Origin of the sequence: Parasaccharibacter sp. TMW2.1890, assembly GCF_023337645.1 — a bacterium.
GTDB classification, from domain to species: Bacteria; Pseudomonadota; Alphaproteobacteria; order Acetobacterales; family Acetobacteraceae; genus Bombella; species Bombella apis.
This window is the reverse complement of the sequence record NZ_NWUV01000001.1, coordinates 751,402-771,871: the sequence shown is the minus strand read 5'-3', so window position 1 is coordinate 771,871 and position 20,470 is coordinate 751,402. Positions and strand designations below refer to the sequence as shown.

The 20,470-nt window shown below is 58.7% G+C and carries 17 protein-coding genes; 3 read left to right on the top strand and 14 right to left on the bottom strand.

Features of this window, described 5'->3' with window-relative positions:
- Positions 1-86: 86 nt before the first annotated feature.
- Both CPA54_RS03380 and CPA54_RS03375 read left to right on the top strand, forming a co-directional pair.
- A complete protein-coding gene (locus tag CPA54_RS03380) occupies positions 87-1,109 on the top strand; it encodes a ribonucleotide-diphosphate reductase subunit beta (RefSeq protein WP_043560023.1) in 1,023 nt (340 codons plus the stop codon).
- A 213-nt stretch (positions 1,110-1,322) separates the two neighbouring features.
- Positions 1,323-2,390, top strand: a complete 1,068-nt coding sequence (locus tag CPA54_RS03375) for a polyprenyl synthetase family protein (protein ID WP_373364575.1) — start codon at positions 1,323-1,325, stop codon at positions 2,388-2,390.
- Here the strand turns inward: CPA54_RS03375 and murI are convergent.
- Entirely contained in the window at positions 2,387-3,211 is an 825-nt protein-coding gene (gene murI / locus CPA54_RS03370; protein WP_249085526.1) for a glutamate racemase, read from the bottom strand. The two genes, CPA54_RS03375 and murI, sit on opposite strands and share 4 nt — an antisense overlap.
- A gap of 92 nt (positions 3,212-3,303) precedes the next feature.
- Positions 3,304-4,047 carry an orotate phosphoribosyltransferase gene (locus tag CPA54_RS03365; protein ID WP_052349051.1) on the bottom strand — a complete coding sequence of 248 codons (744 nt, stop codon included), beginning with the start codon at positions 4,045-4,047 and terminating at the stop codon, positions 3,304-3,306.
- Between the two features lie 205 nt (positions 4,048-4,252).
- Between CPA54_RS03365 and CPA54_RS03360 the strand changes: the two genes are divergently transcribed.
- Positions 4,253-4,507, top strand: a complete 255-nt coding sequence (locus CPA54_RS03360) for a hypothetical protein (RefSeq protein WP_081563192.1) — start codon at positions 4,253-4,255, stop codon at positions 4,505-4,507.
- A gap of 160 nt (positions 4,508-4,667) precedes the next feature.
- On the opposite strand, the gene CPA54_RS03355 is transcribed toward CPA54_RS03360, so the two are convergent.
- The 12 genes from CPA54_RS03355 to miaB form a co-directional block, all read right to left on the bottom strand.
- Entirely contained in the window at positions 4,668-6,860 is a 2,193-nt protein-coding gene (locus CPA54_RS03355) for a pyrroloquinoline quinone-dependent dehydrogenase (RefSeq protein WP_103765563.1), read from the bottom strand.
- Positions 6,853-7,233 (bottom strand): glycerol dehydrogenase, encoded by a 381-nt coding sequence (locus CPA54_RS03350; RefSeq protein WP_227431441.1) that lies wholly within the window; start codon positions 7,231-7,233, stop codon positions 6,853-6,855. Before CPA54_RS03350 ends, CPA54_RS03355 begins: the two co-directional genes overlap by 8 nt.
- Positions 7,234-7,400: 167 nt before the next feature.
- The gene (locus CPA54_RS03345) at positions 7,401-9,605 is read right to left on the bottom strand and encodes a pyrroloquinoline quinone-dependent dehydrogenase (RefSeq protein WP_249085525.1); all 2,205 of its coding nucleotides are present in this window, start codon (positions 9,603-9,605) and stop codon (positions 7,401-7,403) included.
- The gene (locus CPA54_RS03340) at positions 9,598-9,942 is read right to left on the bottom strand and encodes a hypothetical protein (RefSeq protein WP_043560029.1); all 345 of its coding nucleotides are present in this window, start codon (positions 9,940-9,942) and stop codon (positions 9,598-9,600) included. Before CPA54_RS03340 ends, CPA54_RS03345 begins: the two co-directional genes overlap by 8 nt.
- Before the next feature lie 149 nt (positions 9,943-10,091).
- Positions 10,092-10,439, bottom strand: coding sequence for a chorismate mutase (locus tag CPA54_RS03335; protein WP_154981418.1), 348 nt, complete (start codon positions 10,437-10,439; stop codon positions 10,092-10,094).
- Positions 10,429-11,085, bottom strand: a complete 657-nt coding sequence (locus tag CPA54_RS03330; protein ID WP_081563190.1) for a metallophosphoesterase — start codon at positions 11,083-11,085, stop codon at positions 10,429-10,431. Before CPA54_RS03330 ends, CPA54_RS03335 begins: the two co-directional genes overlap by 11 nt.
- 147 nt (positions 11,086-11,232) lie before the next feature.
- Positions 11,233-15,780: an AAA family ATPase gene (locus CPA54_RS03325; RefSeq protein ID WP_249085524.1), complete on the bottom strand. Its 4,548-nt coding sequence runs from the start codon at positions 15,778-15,780 to the stop codon at positions 11,233-11,235.
- Positions 15,781-15,826: 46 nt separating this feature from the next.
- Complete coding sequence (locus tag CPA54_RS03320; RefSeq protein WP_043560036.1) at positions 15,827-16,483, bottom strand: thioredoxin domain-containing protein; 657 nt, start codon at positions 16,481-16,483, stop codon at positions 15,827-15,829.
- Positions 16,484-16,570: 87 nt separating this feature from the next.
- Positions 16,571-17,455, bottom strand: a complete 885-nt coding sequence (locus tag CPA54_RS03315; RefSeq protein ID WP_081563187.1) for a hemolysin family protein — start codon at positions 17,453-17,455, stop codon at positions 16,571-16,573.
- Positions 17,456-17,512: 57 nt separating this feature from the next.
- Entirely contained in the window at positions 17,513-18,004 is a 492-nt protein-coding gene (gene ybeY / locus CPA54_RS03310; protein ID WP_249085523.1) for an rRNA maturation RNase YbeY, read from the bottom strand.
- Complete coding sequence (locus CPA54_RS03305; RefSeq protein ID WP_154981420.1) at positions 17,973-19,076, bottom strand: PhoH family protein; 1,104 nt, start codon at positions 19,074-19,076, stop codon at positions 17,973-17,975. The genes ybeY and CPA54_RS03305 overlap by 32 nt, the downstream gene beginning before the upstream one ends.
- On the bottom strand, positions 19,073-20,458 hold the full coding sequence (miaB, locus tag CPA54_RS03300) for a tRNA (N6-isopentenyl adenosine(37)-C2)-methylthiotransferase MiaB (RefSeq protein ID WP_249085522.1): 1,386 nt from the start codon (positions 20,456-20,458) through the stop codon (positions 19,073-19,075). Before miaB ends, CPA54_RS03305 begins: the two co-directional genes overlap by 4 nt.
- Between the last annotated feature and the right edge of the window lie 12 nt (positions 20,459-20,470).

Here is a 20,470-nt window from a genome sequence, read left to right as displayed (position 1 = left end):
GGGCCTGCCCGGCATGGCCTCATCTCTGGATATTGGAGGGATTCAGCCTGGAAGGGCTGTGTCTCAAGGGAAAAAGGTTTCGCGAGATGACAGATGGCACTCCATTGCCGCCGGCCCCGGAAGCGGCCGAGCAGGCCAATCTTCTGGTTGAAAACCCGGTTTACAAGCCATTCCGCTACCCTTGGGCCTATGATGCCTGGTTGACCCAGCAGCGTCTGCACTGGCTGCCGGAGGAAGTTCCGCTGGCCGAGGATGTGAAGGACTGGCACCGTAAACTTTCAGAGGCCGAGCAGAATCTCGTCACGCAGATTTTCCGCTTTTTCACGCAGGCGGACGTGGAAGTGAACTCCGCCTACATGAAGTATTACAGTCAGGTTTTCAAGCCGACCGAAGTCCTGATGATGCTCTCCTGTTTCTCGAACATCGAGACCATCCATATTGCGGCCTATTCCCACCTGCTGGATACGATCGGGATGCCGGAGACGGAGTATTCCGCCTTCCTGAAATACAAGGAAATGAAGGACAAGTATGATTTCATGCAGTCCTTCAACATCAACAGCAAGCGGGATGTTGCCAAGACGATGGCAGCCTTCGGAGCCTTCATGGAGGGTCTCCAGCTGTTTGCGTCTTTTGCCATCCTGCTGAATTTCCCCCGCTTCAACAAGCTGAAGGGGATGGGACAGATCGTTTCATGGTCCGTGCGTGATGAAACGCTGCACTGCCTCTCCATGATCCGGCTTTTCCGCACCTTCATTCGGGAAAATCCGGAACTCTGGACGGAAGAATTCCGGGCTGAACTGGTGGAAATCTGCCGTCAGACAGTCGCCCACGAGGATGCCTTCATCGAACTGGCCTTCGAAATGGGGCCTGTGGAGGGCCTGTCTGCCGGGCAGGTGGAGCGCTACATCCGCTTCATTGCTGATCGCCGGCTAATCCAGCTTGGTCTGGACCCGATCTATGGCATCGAGGAAAATCCGCTGCCATGGGTGGATGACATGCTCAATGCGGTGGAACATACGAATTTCTTCGAGAATCGTGCGACTGAATATTCCCGTGCTTCCACGCAGGGGACATGGGAAGATGCCTTCGAAAGTGGTGTGTTCTCCTGAGAGGAAAGCAGGGAAATTACCCGTTATCTGAATGGTTTATGACAGGGCTGTCTTGACCGGGCCTGCTTTGCTGCTCATATGGACGGAAGTATTTTCTAATAGGGGTATGGGCTGCGTTCTGCCCGGCCATACGTTCTGAAAAGGCGTATCCCGGAGGAAAGGCAGCCGCCCGAGACTGTCTGCTCCAGCGTGCTGGAGCAGGGAGAACTGGAGTTGTGCGTTTTGGTTTCTTCCTCATCAGAGCCCAACACTGTATCTGGCGGTGAGGCTGCGGGTAGAGAGGTCAAAGGGGAAGATGCCCTGAAGGCCCTTTCCGCCTATCTGGCCGATGACATGACAGCCTGCAATCAGGCCATCATTGACAGGATGCAAAGCTCTGTTCCGTTGATTCCCCAGCTGGGAGCGCATCTCGTGGCGGCTGGTGGAAAGAGGCTGCGTCCATTGCTGACGCTCGCTTCTGCCCGTCTTTGTGGTTATGGGGAGAAGGAGGGGGAAACACGCCATATCGGCCTGGCGGCCTGTGTGGAGTTCATCCATACAGCAACGCTGCTGCATGATGATGTGGTGGATGAAAGCACGCTGCGGCGTGGCATGGCCTCTGCCAATGCCCTTTTTGGCAACAAGGCTTCCGTGCTGGTGGGGGACTTCCTGTTTGCCCGCTCGTTTCAGCTCATGACGGCGGATGGATCGCTGGAGGTCATGGCCATTCTTTCAGCTGCTTCGGCAACGATTGCTGAAGGTGAAGTTCTCCAGATGTCCACCCAGAATGATCTTTCTACCCCGATAGAGCGTTATCTGGAGGTCATCCATGGCAAGACGGCGGCCCTGTTTGCGGCGGCATGTCGGGTAGGCGCCGTTGTGGCCGGGCATGGTCGTGAGGCTGAGCTGGCGCTGGAGCAGTACGGAACCAGCCTGGGTATGGCCTTCCAGCTTGTGGATGATGCGCTGGATTATGCAGCGGATCAGCAGGTGCTGGGGAAGACGGTCGGGGATGATTTCCGTGAAGGGAAGATCACGCTCCCGGTGCTGGCTGCTTATGAGCAGGGTACGGAGGAAGAACGCCAGTTCTGGAAACGTGTGATCGAGGATAATGAGCAGACAGAGGCTGATCTGCCTCATGCTCTGGAGATCATTGCCCGGAGGGATGCCATCCGTAAGACGATTGAAAAGGCCCGGGATTATGCGGCGCAGGCCGTGGAGGCGTTGTCCTGTTTCCCGGAGAGCGGGTTGAAAAATCTGTTGCGTGAGACGGTGCTTTATACGGTCGAGCGGGCCCGTTAAGAAAAAACGTCCCAGCCATTGGCGAATCCCAGCCAGGCGATGTTTCTGGCAAGCTCCTCTCCATTCTGTGGATGAGCTGTCAGGAAGAAGCGGTCCGTCGGGCTGGACGGGCTGGCGGGAAGCGAGGCTTCCGTTACATCACATAACCGCCGGAGGGCCTGCTGGGCGACGGCGGGGGCGGGGTCCAGCCACATGATGCCCGCAGGGCCGAGGCGCTGGAAGTAAGGTAGCAGAAACGTATAGTGCGTGCAGCCCAGCCCAACAGCGTCAATGTCATTTCCACCGGGCTGCTGAAAGAGGCATGCGAGTTCCTGCTGCACTTCAGCCGGATCCAGCTGCTCGCCCCGAAAAGCCCGCTCGGCCAGATTGGCCAGATGGCGGGAGCCATGTATGAGCAGTCGGCAATCGGCAGCAAATTCGTCATGAAGCTGTTTGAGATAGGGGCGTCGTGCCGTGGCGCTTGTAGCCAGCAGACCGATGGTGCGGCTGGCAGAGACCCGTCCGGCCCAGCGGATGGGCGGGACACAGCCTACGACAGGCAGATCGAGCCGCTCCCGTAATATGGGCAGTGCCAAGGTGCTGGCCGTGTTGCAGGCAATGATGGCCAGAGCCGGTTCCAGTGTATCGCAAGCCTTGCAGACGAGGTCGGCAATGCGCTCCCGCAGGATATCATCCGGCTGTTCCCCATAGGGAAACAGGGCCGTATCGGCGAGGTAGTCTATTGTCAGGGAAGGGGCCAGACTGCGCAGCGCCTGAACAACACCCAGCCCGCCGATGCCTGAATCAAAGACCAGAATGCGGGGAGAGGATGGTGCAGGCATGGGCGTATCCGCTGAGACGTGATGGTGGGGCCTGAAAAGGAGAGAAAGGTTGCCCTCTTTTCATCGTCCTTTTCAGGCTGGGTGTGAAACGGTCAGCCCCGTTTGAAGGCAAGTGCTTCTTCTGCGCTGCCGACACCGCCATGGGCTTTGGACCAGCTGCATGGGTCCTCAAGGAAGCGGCGAACTTCTGCGCTGTCTTCGGCAGAGAAATACTGACCATCGGCGCAGGCTTCCAGTACATCCCACCAGGTGCAGAGTGCATGCAGGCTGATGCCCATGTCCTGAAGGGTTTTCTGGGCGCCGGGGAAGACGCCGTAAAAGAAGACGACAAAGGTGTGATCCACGATGGCACCTGCTTCACGCAGGGCATTGGCAAAACGGATCTTGGAGGCGCCGTCTGTTGTCAGGTCCTCTACCAGCAGGGTGCGCATGCCCTCTGGCACGTCACCTTCAATCTGTGCATTGCGGCCAAAGCCTTTAGGCTTCTTGCGCACATAGGCCATTGGTGTCATCAGCCGGTCAGCAATCCAGGCGGAGAAGGGAATACCTGCCGTCTCACCGCCCACGACAGCATCAATGCTTTCATAGCCGATGTGGCGGCCAATTTTTTCAACGGCCAGTTCCATCAGTTTCTTGCGGGCGCGGGGGAAGAAGATGATCTTGCGGCAGTCGATATAGACGGGGGATTTCCAGCCGGATGTCAGCGTGTAAGGCTCGCTGGGCCGGAAGTTGATGGCTTTGATTTCCAGAAGAATGCGCGCCGTTGTCAGCGCAGCATCACGGTCCCACTGTGTGGGGCGGATGCCCAGATTTGATGCTGTGCCAGATGCAGGCATTATTCTCTCCGTAATCTCGAAAAATGGTTCCTTTGGAGACATCTACCCGTTAGAAGGAAGGAGGGGTAGGGCAAAGATGTCTTTTTTGCCCATTCTCTTATTGGTGACGCTTTATTCTGTTATTGGTAGGGCTGATGATAGTGGCCCGCCTTTCCTGATGGAGGTTTTTCCTGGGGACAACAGGGTATCGTAGGGGTTATGGGATATGAAAATCGACACCGGGCACATTGGTCGCAAATGCGAACGCGCCGTAATTACAGCTTATCAGGAGCTGCATGATATGGGGCAAAGCGAGATGAGTATTTTTGCTGCCTGCACAACCCTGTATCGCATCCATCATCCAGAATCGTCCCTGCCAGAAGCCCGGCTGCTCGTCTCGGAGTGGATAGATCATCACATCGTCCGGCGTTCGGCTGCGCCTACGCGTGGTTGTAACTGCCCTCCAACCAGGCCACATTGAAGCCACAACATGGCCTGATGCTGTCCTTCGCTCTTTGGGCCAGAGACACATGATGAAGCGGGGTGCCGGATGGCTCTCCGCTTTTTTGATATTTTCAGTTTTGATCAAATCTCTCAGGCCCTCTGGCTGTCCGGAGAAGCAGACAGCCAGAGGGAGCAGATCATTTTGTTGCCTGCTCTGGCAGAGTATAGACAACCAGCTGATCTGAAACAGGTGTCCCCATGAGGTGGTGCCCCCCGGCCATGATGGCGACATATTGCCGACCATTGACGGCATAGGTCATGGCGTTGGCCTGTCCTCCACCGGGCAGCACGTCCGTCCAGAGTGTCTTGCCTGTCTTGAGGTCGACGGCGTGAATCTGGTTGTCGGTTGACGCCCCGATGAAGGCCACACCGCCAGCCGTCATGACAGACCCGCCATTGTTTGGCGTGCCGATTTCGATGGGCAGACCTGTCGGCAGCCCCCATGGACCATTGGCACGGGCCGAGCCGAAGGGCCGCTGCCACAGAACCTTGTGTGCCTTGAGATCAATGGCGGTGAGCATGCCGTAGGGAGGTGCGTTGCACATTACCCTCGTGAATTCGTTCCAGAAGGGACCAACCAGAGTGCCATACGGCGTCTCAGCCTGGGCGGCATTGCCGGCTGTCATGCCATGGCGTGGCGTGTATTCGGGAACATCCACAGGGATCAGTCGCAGCTGGTCCGCCGTTTTGCGGTTCACAAGCTGGTTGTACATGGGAACATTGTTCCAGTTGGCCAGCATGATGCCCGTCTGCGGGTTATAGGAGATGCTGCCCCAGTCACTGCCCCCATTATAGCCGGGGGATTCAATCCATGGCTTTTTGAGGGAAGGGGGTGTGAACTCGCCAACATAACTGGCCCGACGGAACTTGATGCGGCAGGCCAGCTGGTCCAGCGGCGAGACGCCCCACATGTCCGATTCCTTCAGGTCTGGAAAACCGAGGCGGGGAACCCCGACAGACCATGGCTGCGTCGGCGTACGGGGATCATCCTTCATGACACCGGCGGGGGCCGGTTTTTCCACGACGGGGAAGTCTGGCAGCGGCTTGCCTGTCCGACGGTCGAGGATGAAGGTCTGGCCCCGTTTTGTAGGCATGATGAGGGCCGGGATGATGCTTCCGTCATCGGCATGATAGTCGAACAGCGTTGCCTGGGAACCAATGTCGTAATCCCAGACATCCTTGTGGACGGTCTGGAAGACCCACCGGGGTTCACCCGTGCGGACATCAAGCGCCACTACGGCGGATGACACCTTGTTTTCCGCATCGCTGCGCATGGCGCTGTAATAGTCAGCCGAGGAATTGCCCATGGGGACATAGACCAGCCCCAGGGCATTGTCGCCCGTCATGGCCGTCCATGAATTGGGTGTTCCACGGCTGTAATAATGGTCCTTGTCCGGCTGGTGGTGGTTGTCCGGATTATTGACATCCCAAGCCCAGAGGAACTTCCCACTTTCGGCATCATATCCCCGGATGACGCCTGATGGTGCCCAGCGGCGCTGACCGTCCAGCACTTCATGATTGACCACGATCACGCCATTGATGATGGGAACCGGACTGGTCACCCCAACAAAACGGGGCACGGACCAGCCCATGCCCTGCATGAGATTGACCTGCCCGCCATGGCCAAAGGCCTCGCACGGTTTGCCGTCTTCGGCATCAACGGCGATCATCCGGTTGTCCAGCGTGGCCTCAATGATGCGGTTATGGCAGGTCTGCCCATCCGCTGCGGTGGATGACGTGTAATAGGTGACGGATTTGCAGGCAGAGGTGAAGGGAATGGCATCGTAGCTTTCATGGGCATGGAAGTGCCATTTTTCCTGCCCCGTAGCGGCATCGACACGCATCATGTCATTCGTGGCGGAGCAGAGATACAGGGAATCACCCACCTTGATGGGGGCCGTTTCCGGCGCCAGTCGATTCAGTTTGCCTTTTGGTTGCAGGACTCCGGTATGGTAGACGAACGCCCGTTGCAGCCTGCTGACATTCTCCGGTGTGATCTGGGTCAGCGGGGAATAGCGTGTGGCCCGGTCGTCCCGCCCATAGGCAGGCCAGTCCTCAGCTTTGGGATTGGCACTCTCCTGAGGGACGGCCTGGGGGAGCTGGTCGATGGGGAGCTCATCAATATCCGGCAGGTTGGCGGCATTGACGCCTGTGGCCTGGGGTGTGTTGGGAGCAGGGGGATGATAGATGGTGGAAACCGTTTCCTCCGCAGGTGCCGTCTCGTGAGACGTGCTGGGGGAGGCGGCCTCCTGGGCTTTTACGGCGGATAGTGATGTGCCGAGGATGGTACCTCCCAGAAGGAGACCAAGAAGACGGACTTGATTACGCATCGGGAGTGACTTTCTGGTTGCGGAGGAGACGGGGAAGAAAAGCAGCGACCACGATGGCCAGCAGGGTGGGCCCGAAGAGGCGCGGCAGCCATCCCCAGAAATTGAAACCGACCTCGTAGATCGTCCAGGGAATTGTCAGGGCCCAGGCGAGAAGATAGGTCCAAGCACCCACAGGGCTCTGGCGGAAAAGATAGATGCCTGAGAGGCAGAGGAGCAGTCCGCAGAGGGTGTAATACCAGGACCCACCCAGCAGAATGAGCCATGAGCCGAAAATGACGAAATAAAGCCCGAAAAGCAGAATCAGCAGGGCAAATGCCCAGATGGCTATATCTGCGCCTTTGGGTTTTTCATTGGGATAAGAGAGAAAAGACACAGTTCCATCTCCAGTTGACCAGAAAATATCAGGAAACCATGGGGATACACGCTTCGGATAAAAACGGATTGACAAGATCAACCCATATATTTGGTCAGGGAACTCAGGTTGATACACTGGACATGCCGGTTACATGATTTTTTCATGCAACCGGCACGATCCCGGGGTTACTTGCTGTCTGCCTCTGGCAGAGCATAGACAACCAGCGCATCAGACACCGGGCTGCGCATGAAGTGGTGCCCCCCGGCCATGATGGCGACATATTGCCGACCATTGACGGCATAGGTCATGGCGTTGGCCTGTCCCCCACCGGGCAGCACGTCAGTCCAGAGCGTCTTGCCTGTCTTGAGGTCAATGGCGTGGATCTGGTTATCGGTCGATGCTCCGATGAAGGCGACACCGCCAGCCGTCATGACAGGACCGCCATTGTTGGGCGTACCGATTGTCAGCGGCAGGTGCGAGGCGATGCCCCACGGGCCATTGGCACGGGCCGAACCAAGCGGCTTCTGCCACAGGACCTTGTGCGCTTTGAGGTCAATGGCGGTGACCATCCCATAGGGCGGCACATTGCACATCATCTGGGTGAAGCTGTTCCAGTACGGGGTGACGACAATTCCATAGGGAGTCTGCGCCTGTGCCCCGTTACCTTCAGCCCCACCAGCGCCAGCTTTGAACTGGGGTGAATCAATGGGAATCAGCCCCATTTTGTCAGCTTTCTTGCGGCTGACGAGCTGGTCATACATGGGCAGGCTGCTCCAGTTGGCCAGCAGGATGCCCGTCTGCGGGTTATAGGAGATGCTGCCCCAGTCACTGCCCCCATTATAGCCGGGGTATTCCAGCCACGGCTGCTTGATGGTAGGCGGTGTGAACTCGCCGACATAATGGGCCCGACGGAATTTGATGCGGCAGGCCAGCTGGTCCAGTGGTGAGATGCCCCATGTGGCGGCTTCTGTCAGCTCCGGGAAGCCAAGACGGGGAACCCCGACAGACCACGGCTGCGTTGGAGCCCGTGGATCACCCTGGACGAAGCCCGGGCTGGGAGCCGGTTTTTCCACGACGGGGAAGTCTGGCAGCGGCTTGCCTGTCCGACGGTCGAGGATGAAGGTCTGGCCCCGTTTTGTAGGCATGATGAGGGCCGGGATGATGCTTCCGTCATCGGCATGATAGTCGAACAGCGTTGCCTGGGAACCAATGTCGTAATCCCAGACATCCTTGTGGACGGTCTGGAAGACCCACCGGGGTTCGCCCGTGCGGACATCAAGCGCCACTACGGCGGATGACACCTTGTTTTCCGCATCGCTGCGCATGGCGCTGTAATAGTCAACCGCAGAGTTGCCTGTGGGCACATAGACCAGCCCCAGGGCATTGTCGCCCGTCATGGCCGCCCAGGAATTGGGTGTTCCACGGCTGTAATAATGGTCCTTGTCCGGCTGGTGGTGGTTGTCCGGATTATTGACATCCCAAGCCCAGAGGAACTTCCCACTTTCGGCATCATATCCCCGGATGACGCCTGATGGTGCCCAGCGGCGCTGGCCATCAAGCACTTCATGATTGACGACGATCACGCCATTGACGATGGGCGGAGCTGTTGTCATGGCCACGAAACCGGGGACGGACCAGCCCATGCCCTGCATGAGATTGACCTGCCCGCCATGGCCAAAAGTCTCGCAGAGCTTGCCATCTTCGGCATCAACAGCAATCAGCCTGTTGTCCAGTGTCGATTCAATGATGCGGTTATGGCAGGGCTGCCCATCCGCTGCGGTGGATGATGTGTAGTAGGTGACGGATTTGCAGGCCGCCGTATAGGGAATGGCATCGTAGCTTTCATGGGCATGGAAGTGCCATTTCTCCTGCCCCGTAGCGGCATCGACACGCATCATGTCATTCGTGGCGGAGCAGAGATACAGGGAATCACCCACCTTGATCGGCGTGGTTTCTGCAGCCCACTTGTTGGCCTTCCCTTTGGGAGGGAGGCTGCCGGTATGGTAGATGAACGCCCGTTGCAGTCTGCTGACATTTTCCGGCGTGATCTGTGTCAGCGGGGAATAGCGTGTCGCCTGGTCATCACGTCCATAGGCAGGCCAGTCCTCAGCTTTGGGATTGGCACTCTCCTGAGGGACGGCCTGGGGGAGCTGGTCGATGGGGAGCTCATCAATATCCGGCAGGTTGGCGGCATTGACGCCTGTTGGCTGGGGGGTACCCGGCTCAGGGTCGTGGTAGATGCTGGAGCTCGTCTGCGCTTCGCTGTCATTGTCCGGGCCGGGGGTTTCCAGCGAGGGAGGAATCTGGGCATGGGCCACATGGACCGGGAGCGAGGTGCCAAGGATGGTGCCACCCAGAAGGATACCGAGAAGGTAAGACTGGTTACGCATTGTAGTGTTCCTTCTGGTTGCGGAGAAGGTGAGGCAGGCAGGCAACAACGGCAACCGCCAGCAGGGTGGGCCCGAAGAGGCGCGGCAACCATCCCCAGAAATTGAAACCGACCTCATAGATCGTCCAGGGAATTGTCAGGGCCCAAGCGAGAAGATAGCTCCATGCTCCCGTGGGGCTCTGGCGGAAGAGATAGATGCCGGAAATGCAGAGAAGGAGTCCGCAGGGGGTGTAATACCAGGACCCACCCAGCAGAATGAGCCATGAGCCGAAAATGACAAAATAAAGGCCGAAAAGCAGGATCAGAAGCGCCAGTGCGTAAGTCGCCAGGCTTGCCAATCCTTGCTTCGGTCTGGAGGATGATGATGGTGACACGACATTATCTCCAGTCTAGCAGAAACCATGTCGTAACTATGAGGCCATCCAGGATGGGAGAAAAATAGATAAATAAAGTTAATTTATATTTATGATAGGTAAAATGGATCAATCTATTCTTTATTCAGGACGGGATTTTGTGGCGTATCCTGAAACTGTGCAGCAATAGCTTTATGATTGGCAATGACCTCCCCAACAAGAAAGGCAAAGAACTTTTTTGTGAAGTCAATGTCCAATCCGGCATCCTGGGCCAGAGCATGCAGGCGGGCCAGCTGCTCTTTCTCCCGGGCCGGGTCGCAGGCAGGGAGGTGGGAGGAGGCTTTCAGAGCCCCCACATCGGCTGTGCAGCGGAAACGTTCTGCCAGCATATAGATGAGGGCAGCATCGATATTGTCGATACGCTGGCGGAGAGCGGTCAGCTGACGGGTTGGATCAGGCAATGTGTCATTTTTAGAGGTCATTGAGGTCAATCCATGCGAGATGGCCGCCTTTGCCGGCGCCGAGATCCATGAAGATGGCTTTTCCTCCCAGCCGGCCAGTCCGGTGCAGTGGGCGGCCATCAAGGGACCGTCTGTCATGCCCGACATAAACGGTTATACCTTCTGGAATACGGTTGATCCAGCTCAGGCGTCGTTCTGGATACCCGTCCGGCTGGAGGCGGCTTGTCGTTTCTCCGAAGAGTGCCCGTGAAAGAGGGGCGGACATGTCGGCAAGCCCTGTCTGTGGCGGGGGGCCGGAGAGCATGGCCGTGTGGAACCCACCATGAACGAAGAGCATGTTGCCCAGCCTCTGCCATGCCGGTGCCTGAGCGACGGCTTTGAGGGAACGGTTAGCGAGGTCTTCGGCTGTGGAGGTCTGAATCTGTTTCAGGGTGGTTTCCAGCGGGAGGTCACGGCGCAGCCGCCGCCCCTCCAACGCTCGGCCCAACTTGCGGTCGTGATTGCCGAGAACGAACATGCCCCTGTGCGTCTCCAGCAGGTCCAGCATGGTTTCCAGCACGCCAGCACTGTCCGGCCCGTGATCGACGAGATCTCCCAGCTGGATGATGAAGCGTTTTGTGGCTATGGCATGGCGGAAAGCGTTGAGATCACCGTGCACGTCTCCCACAATGCGAAGACCATGCTCGCGAATGCGGGATAAAACCGATTCGTCAAGCCGTGGTTCTGAAAAGATAGGTCGATCGCTCACGGTTTTGTAAACTCAGCCTCCAGTTGCCTTAAAGGGCACTAATTGTCTGATGATAATGGGAGAAGGTCAACCATTTACCATGCGGATGCTTTCATCCAGATTGACAGAGAGCAGGCGGCTAACGCCCCGTTCCTGCATGGTGATCCCATAGAGACGGTCCATATGGGCCATGGTCAGCTGGTGATGGGTGATGACCAGAAAACGGGTGCCCGTTTCTTTGGTGATGTCACGGATGAGCGTGCAGAAGCGCTCCACATTGGCATCATCAAGGGGGGCATCAACCTCATCCAGAACGCAGATGGGAGCTGGCGTGCAGTGAAAGGCTGCAAAAATGAGCGAGAGGGCTGTGAGAGCCTGTTCTCCGCCGGAGAGAAGAGACAGGGTTGAGAGTTTCTTTCCGGGGGGCTGGGCAAATATTTCCAGCCCGGCCTCCAGCGGATCGTCGCTGCCAACCATCTGGAGATGTGCCTTGCCTCCACCAAACATGCGGGTGAAGAGCTTCTGGAAATGCTCATTGATGTCCGCAAAGACGGCCATGAGGCGCTGTCGGCCTTCCCGGTTGATCGCCCCGACCCCGCCACGCAGGCGGGCAATGGCGGTTGAGAGGTCCTGATGCTCCCGGGCGATTCGTTCGGATTCTTTCTGGGCTGTCTGGAACTCGTCTTCGGCACAGAGATTGACCGGGCCCAGATCATCACGGCGCTTCAGGGCCCGTTTCAGGGCCTGCCGCAGGGCCTGTTCAGCATCGGCTGAAACAGTGTCCGGGGCTTCGGCATTGTCTGGCAGGGGGGAATCATGGCGCAGGAGAGCCAGAGCCTCTTCTGCCTGTTCGGCCCGTTCACCAAGCCGGATGGTGTCTTCACGGTAGCGGCTGCTGCCATCCTTGTGGTGGTCCAGCAGGGCCTGCTGGTCATGCAGGGTGGCTTCGGTCTGGGCCAGGTGGCTGGTGAAGACCTTCTCTTCTTCTTCCAGCGTTCTGAGCGTTTCCATATCCTGCTGGAGCTGCTCTTCATGGCGGGCAAGGCTGCAGTCTTCCGCCTGCTTCGGGGTGGCCGTCATCAGGGCTGCGTGGCGGTCCGTCAGGTCCTTGATGAGGGTCTGGAGCTGGGCATGCCGGTCGGCCTGTTTCTGGCTGTCCGTCAGCAGATGCCCGTGTCGTTCTTTTAGCAGGGAAAGAGTCTGCGACAGGGTGTTATGGTCTGCCCGGTGCTGCTGAAGGGCATCCGTGGTGCTGGTCAGCCCGGCCTTCGTCCGGTCGAGTTCTTCTTTCAGAATGGCGATGTCCGGCAGATCGGACTGATTTTTCTGGCAGGCTGCCTCATCAGTCAGGCGTTTTTCCAGAGTGGTCTTCAGGGTCAGGATCTGCTGCTGGAGGCTTTCCCGCCGGGCTTGCAGGCCAGCCAGAAGGCGGCTTCGCTCCTGAAGGGCCTGTTCCTGTCGTGTGGCCTCTTTGCGGACTGTTTCGGCCTTTTGTATGGCCTCTGCTGCGGCCTGTCGGGCATGATGGAGTGCGTCTTCTGCTGTTTTCAGAGCCGACTGAAGAGCTGGAAGGTCGATCTTTGCCTGTGTGTCCAGTACGGTCTGTTTCTGTCCGCTCAGCTCCCTGATGTCCTGCTCCAGCTGGTCGATGGTCTGTGTCCGTTCAGCGAGCTGTTTCTTCAGGGCATCGTTCCTGAACAGGGCCTGTTGTCGCTCGTTTTCAGCTTTCTGGTGTTGGGAGCGGGCCTCTTCAGAGGCCAGTCGGGCTGACTGTTCTTCATCCCGGATGGTCTGGAGTACTGCCGCAGCGTCGGAGACGGCCTTGTCTGAAACGGGAAGGGCCTTCAGCTCTGACTGTACCGCAGCAAGCTGTGACTTTGTCCGGTTCTGCTGTGCCTCATGGCCGGAGGCTTCCTGTTGGAGAAGGGAGATCTGCTCCTGCTGGAAGGCATGGCGTTCCGTAAGCCCTTCCAGCTGGTGCTTCTGCTGTGCCTGTTCGTCACGTTCGTTTTGGGCAGACTGGCGCTGTTCTGCCAGTGCCTGTGCCAGTGTTTCACACTGTGTGTGCAGTGTGTCGGCGGCAGCTTTCTGGACAGCGTGCTGCTGGTCGAGTGTCTGAATGGTGGCAGCGGTCTTCTTGAGGGCCTGTGCCTGCTGGAGGCGTACCATTTCTGCCGTGGGCGTGTTGGGCTGGCGGATGAAACCATCCCAGCGCCAGAGGCCCCCTTCTTTTGTGACGAGGGCCTGACCAGGCTGAAGATAGTGGTGGAGGGCAGGGCCGTCTTCAGTCTTTTCCAGCAGGAAAATGGCCCGGAAAGCCCGCTCAAGTGGAGCCGGTATATTGATAAGGGATGCCAGACTGGGCAGGGCCGCCAGTGCCTTGACTGCGGGTGTCTGTTTCCCAAGCGGGGGCAGAGGGCGCCATTGCCGTGGCGTATCAGTCAGGGGTTCTCCCTCAGGGGGGAGAGACGCTTCCAGCCCATCTGTCAGGGCGCTTGCAACGGCCCTGATGAGGGCGTCCGGGATTTCCAGCTGTTCCAGTACGGGATGGGGGATGGCGAGGAGACTGCCTTGCAGGGTGCTTTGCAGCCCTTCATGCTCGCTCTGGTAACGCAGCCGGTCCGTTTCGATCTGTTGCAGGGCCTGCCGTGCCTCTTTTTCCTGTTCCAGAAGAGCATTGTGCTGTTCTTCGGTCTGGGTGATGGCTTCGAGGCGGGAGTTGATCTGCTTTGCCAGCATGTTGAGACGGGTCCGTGCGCCATCGAGCTCTTCGATGCTGATCGCACGGTCAAGGGCGTCCTTCAGAGCGGCCTGCGCTGCTGTGGAGCGTGCCTGCTGGTCTGCCAGCTGTTCGGTCAGGCGTTTGACGTCCTGTTGCAGAAATTCGCGGCGCTGCTGGCATTTTTCCAGCGCAGCCTGCTCGCTGAGCCAGAGCTGCTCTGCCTGTTCACGCGTCTGTATCAGACCTTTTTCAGCAAGGGCGGTCTGTTCTGCCAGTGTCCGTGTGGTCTGACAGGCTGCCTGAAACCGCTCTTCTGCGGTCCTGTCAAGCAGGCCGTGTCTGATTTCCTGCTTCTGGGTTCGTTCCGTTTCCAGACGGGACTGCTGCCTGGTCACTGCCTGGGTCAGTTCTTTTTCACGCTGTTGCAGCTGTTCAAGCCGGGTTCTGGCTTCATGCAGATCACGCTGTGTGCGGTCGGTGAGAAGTCTCTGTTCCTGAAAATGAGCTTCGGCTTCCCGGGCGCTGCGTTCGCAGCTGCTGGCTTCCTCCATGCTGGCGGAGACCTGCTGGCGCAGCTGATCAGCAATTGCTTCCCGGGTGCAGTCCTGTTCGATGGCCTGAAGTTCGATTTCCAGATGGTTGAGGTTTTCCCTGTCATCAGCAATCTGACGTGCCAGCTCCTGCTGGCGGCTCTGGAGCCGTTCATGCTGGAGTGTTCCATCCTGATAACGGGATGACAGCGCAGCATGGTCGGCCCGCTGGGTGGTTTCTGTCTGTTGCAGGGCCGTGATCGTCTCTTCCAGCGCAGGGAGCTTCGTGGCGGTGGCCCGTTGCTGGTCCATGATCTGTTCCAGTGCCAGCCGGGTCTGAGCCTGCTGTTCTTCCAGCTGGCTCAGCTCTTTTTTCTGTCGGGCCAGATCATCTTCCAGCTGGGCCCGCTGTCTGGCATGGTCGGCCGAGGCCTGCTGCAGGTGCTGGAGGGCAGCTTCTGCTACGCCGACATGGATGCGGTACTGCTCCAGCCGCTGGCGGAGCGTGGCCAGAGCTTCGCTTTCCTGCTGGCGTTTTTCTGCCTGTAGTTCGACATGCTTTTTGGCATCCAGAAGAGCCTGCTCATTTCTGGCCAGGGCTTCTTTGGCTTTTTCCAGAGCAGCCCGGCGGCTCTGGACGAGCTCTTCGGCTCTGGCATGTTGAAGGATGAGCAGAGACCGTTCATGCTGGCGTATATCCTCTGATGCCTGCCGGTAGCGTCGGGCCTGTTCGGACTGGGTGGAGAGGCTGCTGAGCTGCTGGTCCAGCGTTCTGCGATGCTCTTCGGCCCGTTCCAGATTGCTTTCAGCCTGACGCAGTTTCAGCTCAGCGTCCCGGCGGCGGACATGCAGGCCGGTGATTCCGGCGGCTTCCTCCAGCAGGAGGCGACGCTCTTCCGGTTTGGCAGCGATGAGCTGGCTGACACGGTTCTGGCTGATGATGGATGAGCTGCGGGCACCGGAGGACAGGTCCGCAAAGATGGTCTGTACGTCTTTGGCCCGCATGACACGATTGTTGATGCGGTAGGTGCTGCCCGCACCACGTTCTGCCTGACGGGAGACTTCCAGCTCTTCCGATTGCTGGAAGGGCGGCGGCGCAAGACCGGCAGCCGCACCAAGATGGAGGGTGACACGGGCCAGATTGCGGGCCGGGCGGCTGCCTGTCCCGGCAAAGATGAGGTCATCGCTCTCTCCACCACGTAGGGCACGGGCGGAGCTTTCCCCCATCGTCCAGCGCAGGGCCTCGACAATGTTGGATTTGCCGCAGCCATTGGGGCCGACAATGCCGGTCAGGCCCGGCAGGATGTCCAGATGGACCTCATCAGCAAAGCTTTTGAAGCCGACAATATCGAGGCGGGTCGTGATCGCCTTGTGCTGTGTCATTGAACCCCGTGTGGACTGTGGCGATGGAGGAAAGCGGAAGAGGGGATCAGGCCTTGCTGACGAGCTCGGCAAATTTCTCCACGGTCTCAGGGTCCTGAGCGAATGGTGTGCTGTTGAAGCGGAAGTAGGGTGTTCCCTTGATGTCGTAGGTCTGTCCGTCCTGCTGGGTCAGCTGATACAGTTCCTGCCCGAAGGTCATGTCCTTGCTGATCCTGTCGAATTCATCCGGGGCAATTCCGGCCAGGGCAGCCTCCTGCTTGAGGTGGGCAACCGGGTCTCCACCAGAGAAGGCCCACTGCATCTGGCGGGAGAAGAGGGAGCTGATGAAGGGTAGGTAACGTTCTTCAGGCAGGGAGCGTGCCACCATGGCAGCAATCATGGCAACCTGATCCAGTGGGAAATCGTGGAACTGATAACGGATCTTCCCGGTATCGATGAACTGTTCCTTGACCTGGGGGAAGATGTCCGTCGCAAAATGGGCGCAGTGGGTGCAGGTCAGGGAGAACCATTCCTGAACGAGCACGGGAGCCTTGGCATCACCGATGATGCGGGGAGAGAGGCGGGGGTCTTTCGGTGCGGCAGCCTGTGTCTGTGCCAGAGCGGGACTCTGGGCAAGGAGGGTGCCGGCAGTCAGCCCGGTTGCCAGCAGGGCAGAACCACTGGTCAGAAAATGACGGCGTGAAAATGGGTGGTGGGAGGTCATGACGGCTCCTTTGTTCTGGGGGAAAGGCTACGGTGCGGTATCGGTCAACGGTTCATCCTGCCATGAACGGCAAGAGAGGTGGTATCGTCAAGAGGATGGGCCGGTGGAGGGTGTCTGCCCGTCCGCCGTTTCCGGCTGCCGCCGCAGGTGGGCGGGGACACGCATCCGCAAGGTCAGGATATGCCGGGCATCGGAATCGATCACCCGGAACTCCAGCCCGCTGGGATGAACCAGCACTTCATCACGGGCCGGGACATGCTCGGCCAGATGGAAGACAAGACCACCGACAGTTTCGATTTCTGCCTCCCGTTCCTCCCGTGTCAGAACAGGGCCAAGGCGCTCTTCCAGCTCCTTGACGGGTAGCCGGGCATCAAGGTCGATCGTGCCATCGGGACGGTTGAACCATGGTGTGGTGACCGGCTCGTCATGTTCATCAGAGATGTCGCCAACAATGGTTTCGATGAGGTCTTCAATAGTCACGAGGCCATCGATGCTGCCATATTCATCAATGACAAGCGCCATGTGGGTACGGCGCTGACGCATCTGGAGCTGGAGGTCCAGCACCGGGATGCTGGGTGCGACGAGCAGAGGCTGGCGGAGAAGGGAACGCAGGTTGAAAGGTTCTTTCGTACCGATATGGGCGACAAGGTCCTTGACGTGGATCATCCCGACGATGTCATCCAGCTCATCATGGTAGACGGGCATTCGGGAGTGGTTTTCCTCCCGCATCAGCCCCAGAGCCTCATCAAAGGAGAGATCATCCGACATGGCGATGATGTCGGCCCGGGGGATCATGACGTCATCAGCGGTGATGGTACGCAGGCGCAGTACGTTCATGATGAGCGCCCGTTCCTGCCTGTCCAGCTCGGGAGAGTCAGGATTGGTCTTCCCCAGACTGGCGGCTTCCCGGACGAGGTCAGCAATATGCTGCCTTATGGTCTTTGTGCGTGCCTTGCGGTGGAAAAGTTTCATCGGGTGCGGAACGTTCCTGTTTGCGGGCGGAAGAAAAATGTGACGGTTTTTCAGGGATCAGCGGCGGGAGTGAGGGCGTGGCCTCCATGGGTCGCCGAACCCCATCCGGCAGAGAATGAAAGTTTCCAGCCCTTCCATCTGCCGGGCTTCACCGGGATGATGATGGTCATGTCCGGCCAGATGGAGCAGGCCATGAACGATCAGATGTGCCGTATGGGCCCGGAGGCTCTTGCGGGCTTGTAACGCCTCCCGGTGCATGGTCTGGTAAGCAAGGATGATGTCTCCACCCAGCATGGGAGCAGGGGGCTCGAATGTCAGGACATTCGTTGGCTTGTTCTTGTTGCGGAACTGCGCATTGAGCCGCTGGATGTGGCGGTCGTCCGTAAAGACGAATGAAGGGCCCGGCCTGCCTTGAGGGAAGACATTCCCATAGCGCTGGGCCATCTGGCAGGATTGTCGGACAAGCCGCTCCACATCTCCCAATGCAGCCCGCCAGCGTGGATCAGAAACCAGAACCTCAGCGTGGGGAGTAACGGGGCGTTTCATCATCTGTCCGGTAAGAGTGGTAGGGGTTGGCCGCTGCATCGGCACCCTTCTGATCGTAGGCTTCGACGATGCGGGCGACAAGGGGGTGGCGGACAACATCGGCTGCCGTGAGCGGGCAGACAGCAATGCCTTTGACCCCTTCCAGCGTGGCCACGGCGTCCCGCAGGCCGGATGTCACACCACGCGGCAGGTCTATCTGGCTCAGGTCGCCCGTAATGGCCATGCGGGTACCAGCCCCCATGCGGGTCAGGAACATTTTCATCTGGGCAGGGGTGGTGTTCTGGGCCTCGTCAAGAATGACATAGGCATGGGCCAGTGTCCGTCCCCGCATGAAGGCCAGTGGCGCCACTTCGATTTCTCCACTGGCCATGCGGCGTGAGACCTGGTCACCGGGCATCATGTCGTGGAGGGCATCGTAAAGGGGGCGCAGATAGGGGTCGATCTTTTCCCGCATGTCGCCGGGCAGGAACCCAAGTCTTTCTCCGGCTTCAACGGCAGGGCGGGAGAGGATGATGCGATCCACCTGTCCTGCCTGGAACATGGCAACGGCCTGTGCCACGGCCAGATAGGTCTTGCCTGTACCCGCAGGCCCAAGGCCGAAGACAAGCTCTTTGCTGGCCAGAGCCTTCATGTAGGCGCTCTGTCCGGGGGAGCGGGGAGCAATGGCTCCACGTTTTGTCTGGATATGCGGGAGATTGTCCAGTGAGGAAGCATCCATGGGTGGAGCAGTTTCTTCAGCTGTGGGGCGGCGTGGGCTGCGGCGATGGGATGGCAGGGCTGTCAGCCTGATGACGCCATCAACCTGGTCTCCATCCAGTGTCACGCCTTTGCCAGCCTGCTGGTAGAGCGCCTGGAGGACGGCCTGTGCCCGATTGACGGCATCCGTCTCTCCGGAAATGGCCACACGGTTGCCGCGGCAGACCAGTCTCGTGCCGGTTCCCTGTTCCAGCCGGATGAGGTGACGGTCATGGTCCCCGAGGACTTTCTGCAGGCGATGATTGTCCTCGAAGCGGAGTGTCGTCGTGCGGTGTCCTTCCTGACCGGAGGAAAAGGACGCTGGGGCGGAGCGGCTCAAATGGCTGTGCTTTCCTGTTCATGAAGGTGGCCACCAAGGGAATTGGTGAAGGGCGCTGTAATGCGAACCTTGACGATCTTGCCGATCAGGGAGGGGGAGCCCTCAAAATGGACAGGCTGAAGATAGGGTGATCGTCCGTTGAGTTGCCCCGGCTTGCGACCGTGGCCTGTGACGAGAACATCCTGAACCGTACCGACAAGGGAAGCATTGAATGCATCCTGCTGTTCTCGCAGAAGAGCCTGAAGGGCTGCAAGCCGTTTTTCCTTCACATTTTCAGCTACCTGGAAAGGCTGTCCAGCAGCAGGCGTGCCGGGGCGCTGGGAGTATTTGAAGCTGTAGGCACTGGCGAATCGCACATCTCGCACCAGCTGCATGGTGGCTTCAAAATCCTCATCTGTTTCGCCGGGGTGACCGACGATGAAGTCGGATGTCAGGGCTATGTCAGGACGGGCCTCTCTCAGACGTCTGATGATCTCCCGGTATTCATCAGCCGTATGGCCACGGTTCATGGCTTTCAGCACCTTGTCGGACCCGCTCTGGACTGGCAGGTGGAGGTACGGCATGAAAATGGGATTGCTCCGGTGGGCATCTATCAGTGCCTGCTCCATATCCCTGGGATGGGACGTTATGTAACGCAGACGTTTGAGCGCTGGAATCTTTTCATGCAGGAGGGCGGCCAGTTCCGGCAGGGAGGCCGTGCCGCCGTTCCAGTCGCCATGGAAGGCATTCACGTTCTGTCCCAGCAGGGTGATTTCCTTGACACCACTGGCGACGAGCCGTTCGGCTTCGGCCAGGATGGAGGCGACAGGGCGGCTTGTCTCGGCCCCGCGGGTGTAGGGGACCACGCAGAAGGAGCAGAATTTGTCACAGCCTTCCTGGATTGTGAGAAAAGCGGTCAGGTTGCCTTCATTCTGCGGGGCGGCTTCCTCCGGAAGGAGGTCGAATTTGGATTCAACGGGGAAATCCGTATCAATCACGCTGCCACCGGCACGGGCGATGCGGGCGACCATCTCCGGGAGGCGATGGTATGTCTGCGGGCCAAGCACGAGGTCCACATAGGGGGCCCGGGCCAGAAGCTCCTTGCCTTCTGCCTGTGCCACGCATCCTGCGACAGCGATGAGGGTCTCTTTCCCCTCCAGCTTGCGGGCCTCACGGATCTGGCGCAGCCGCCCCAGTTCCGAGAAGACCTTCTCGGCCGCCCGCTCACGGATATGGCAGGTATTGAGGATGATCATGTCCGCATTGTCGGGCAGGTCCACCGGGCTGTAACCCAACGGACGCAGAACATCCGCCATACGGGCGCTGTCATAGACATTCATCTGACAGCCCCATGTGATGATGTGCAGGCCCCGTGATGGGGAGGTGGAAATCTGTTCTTGCATGATGATCGCAGT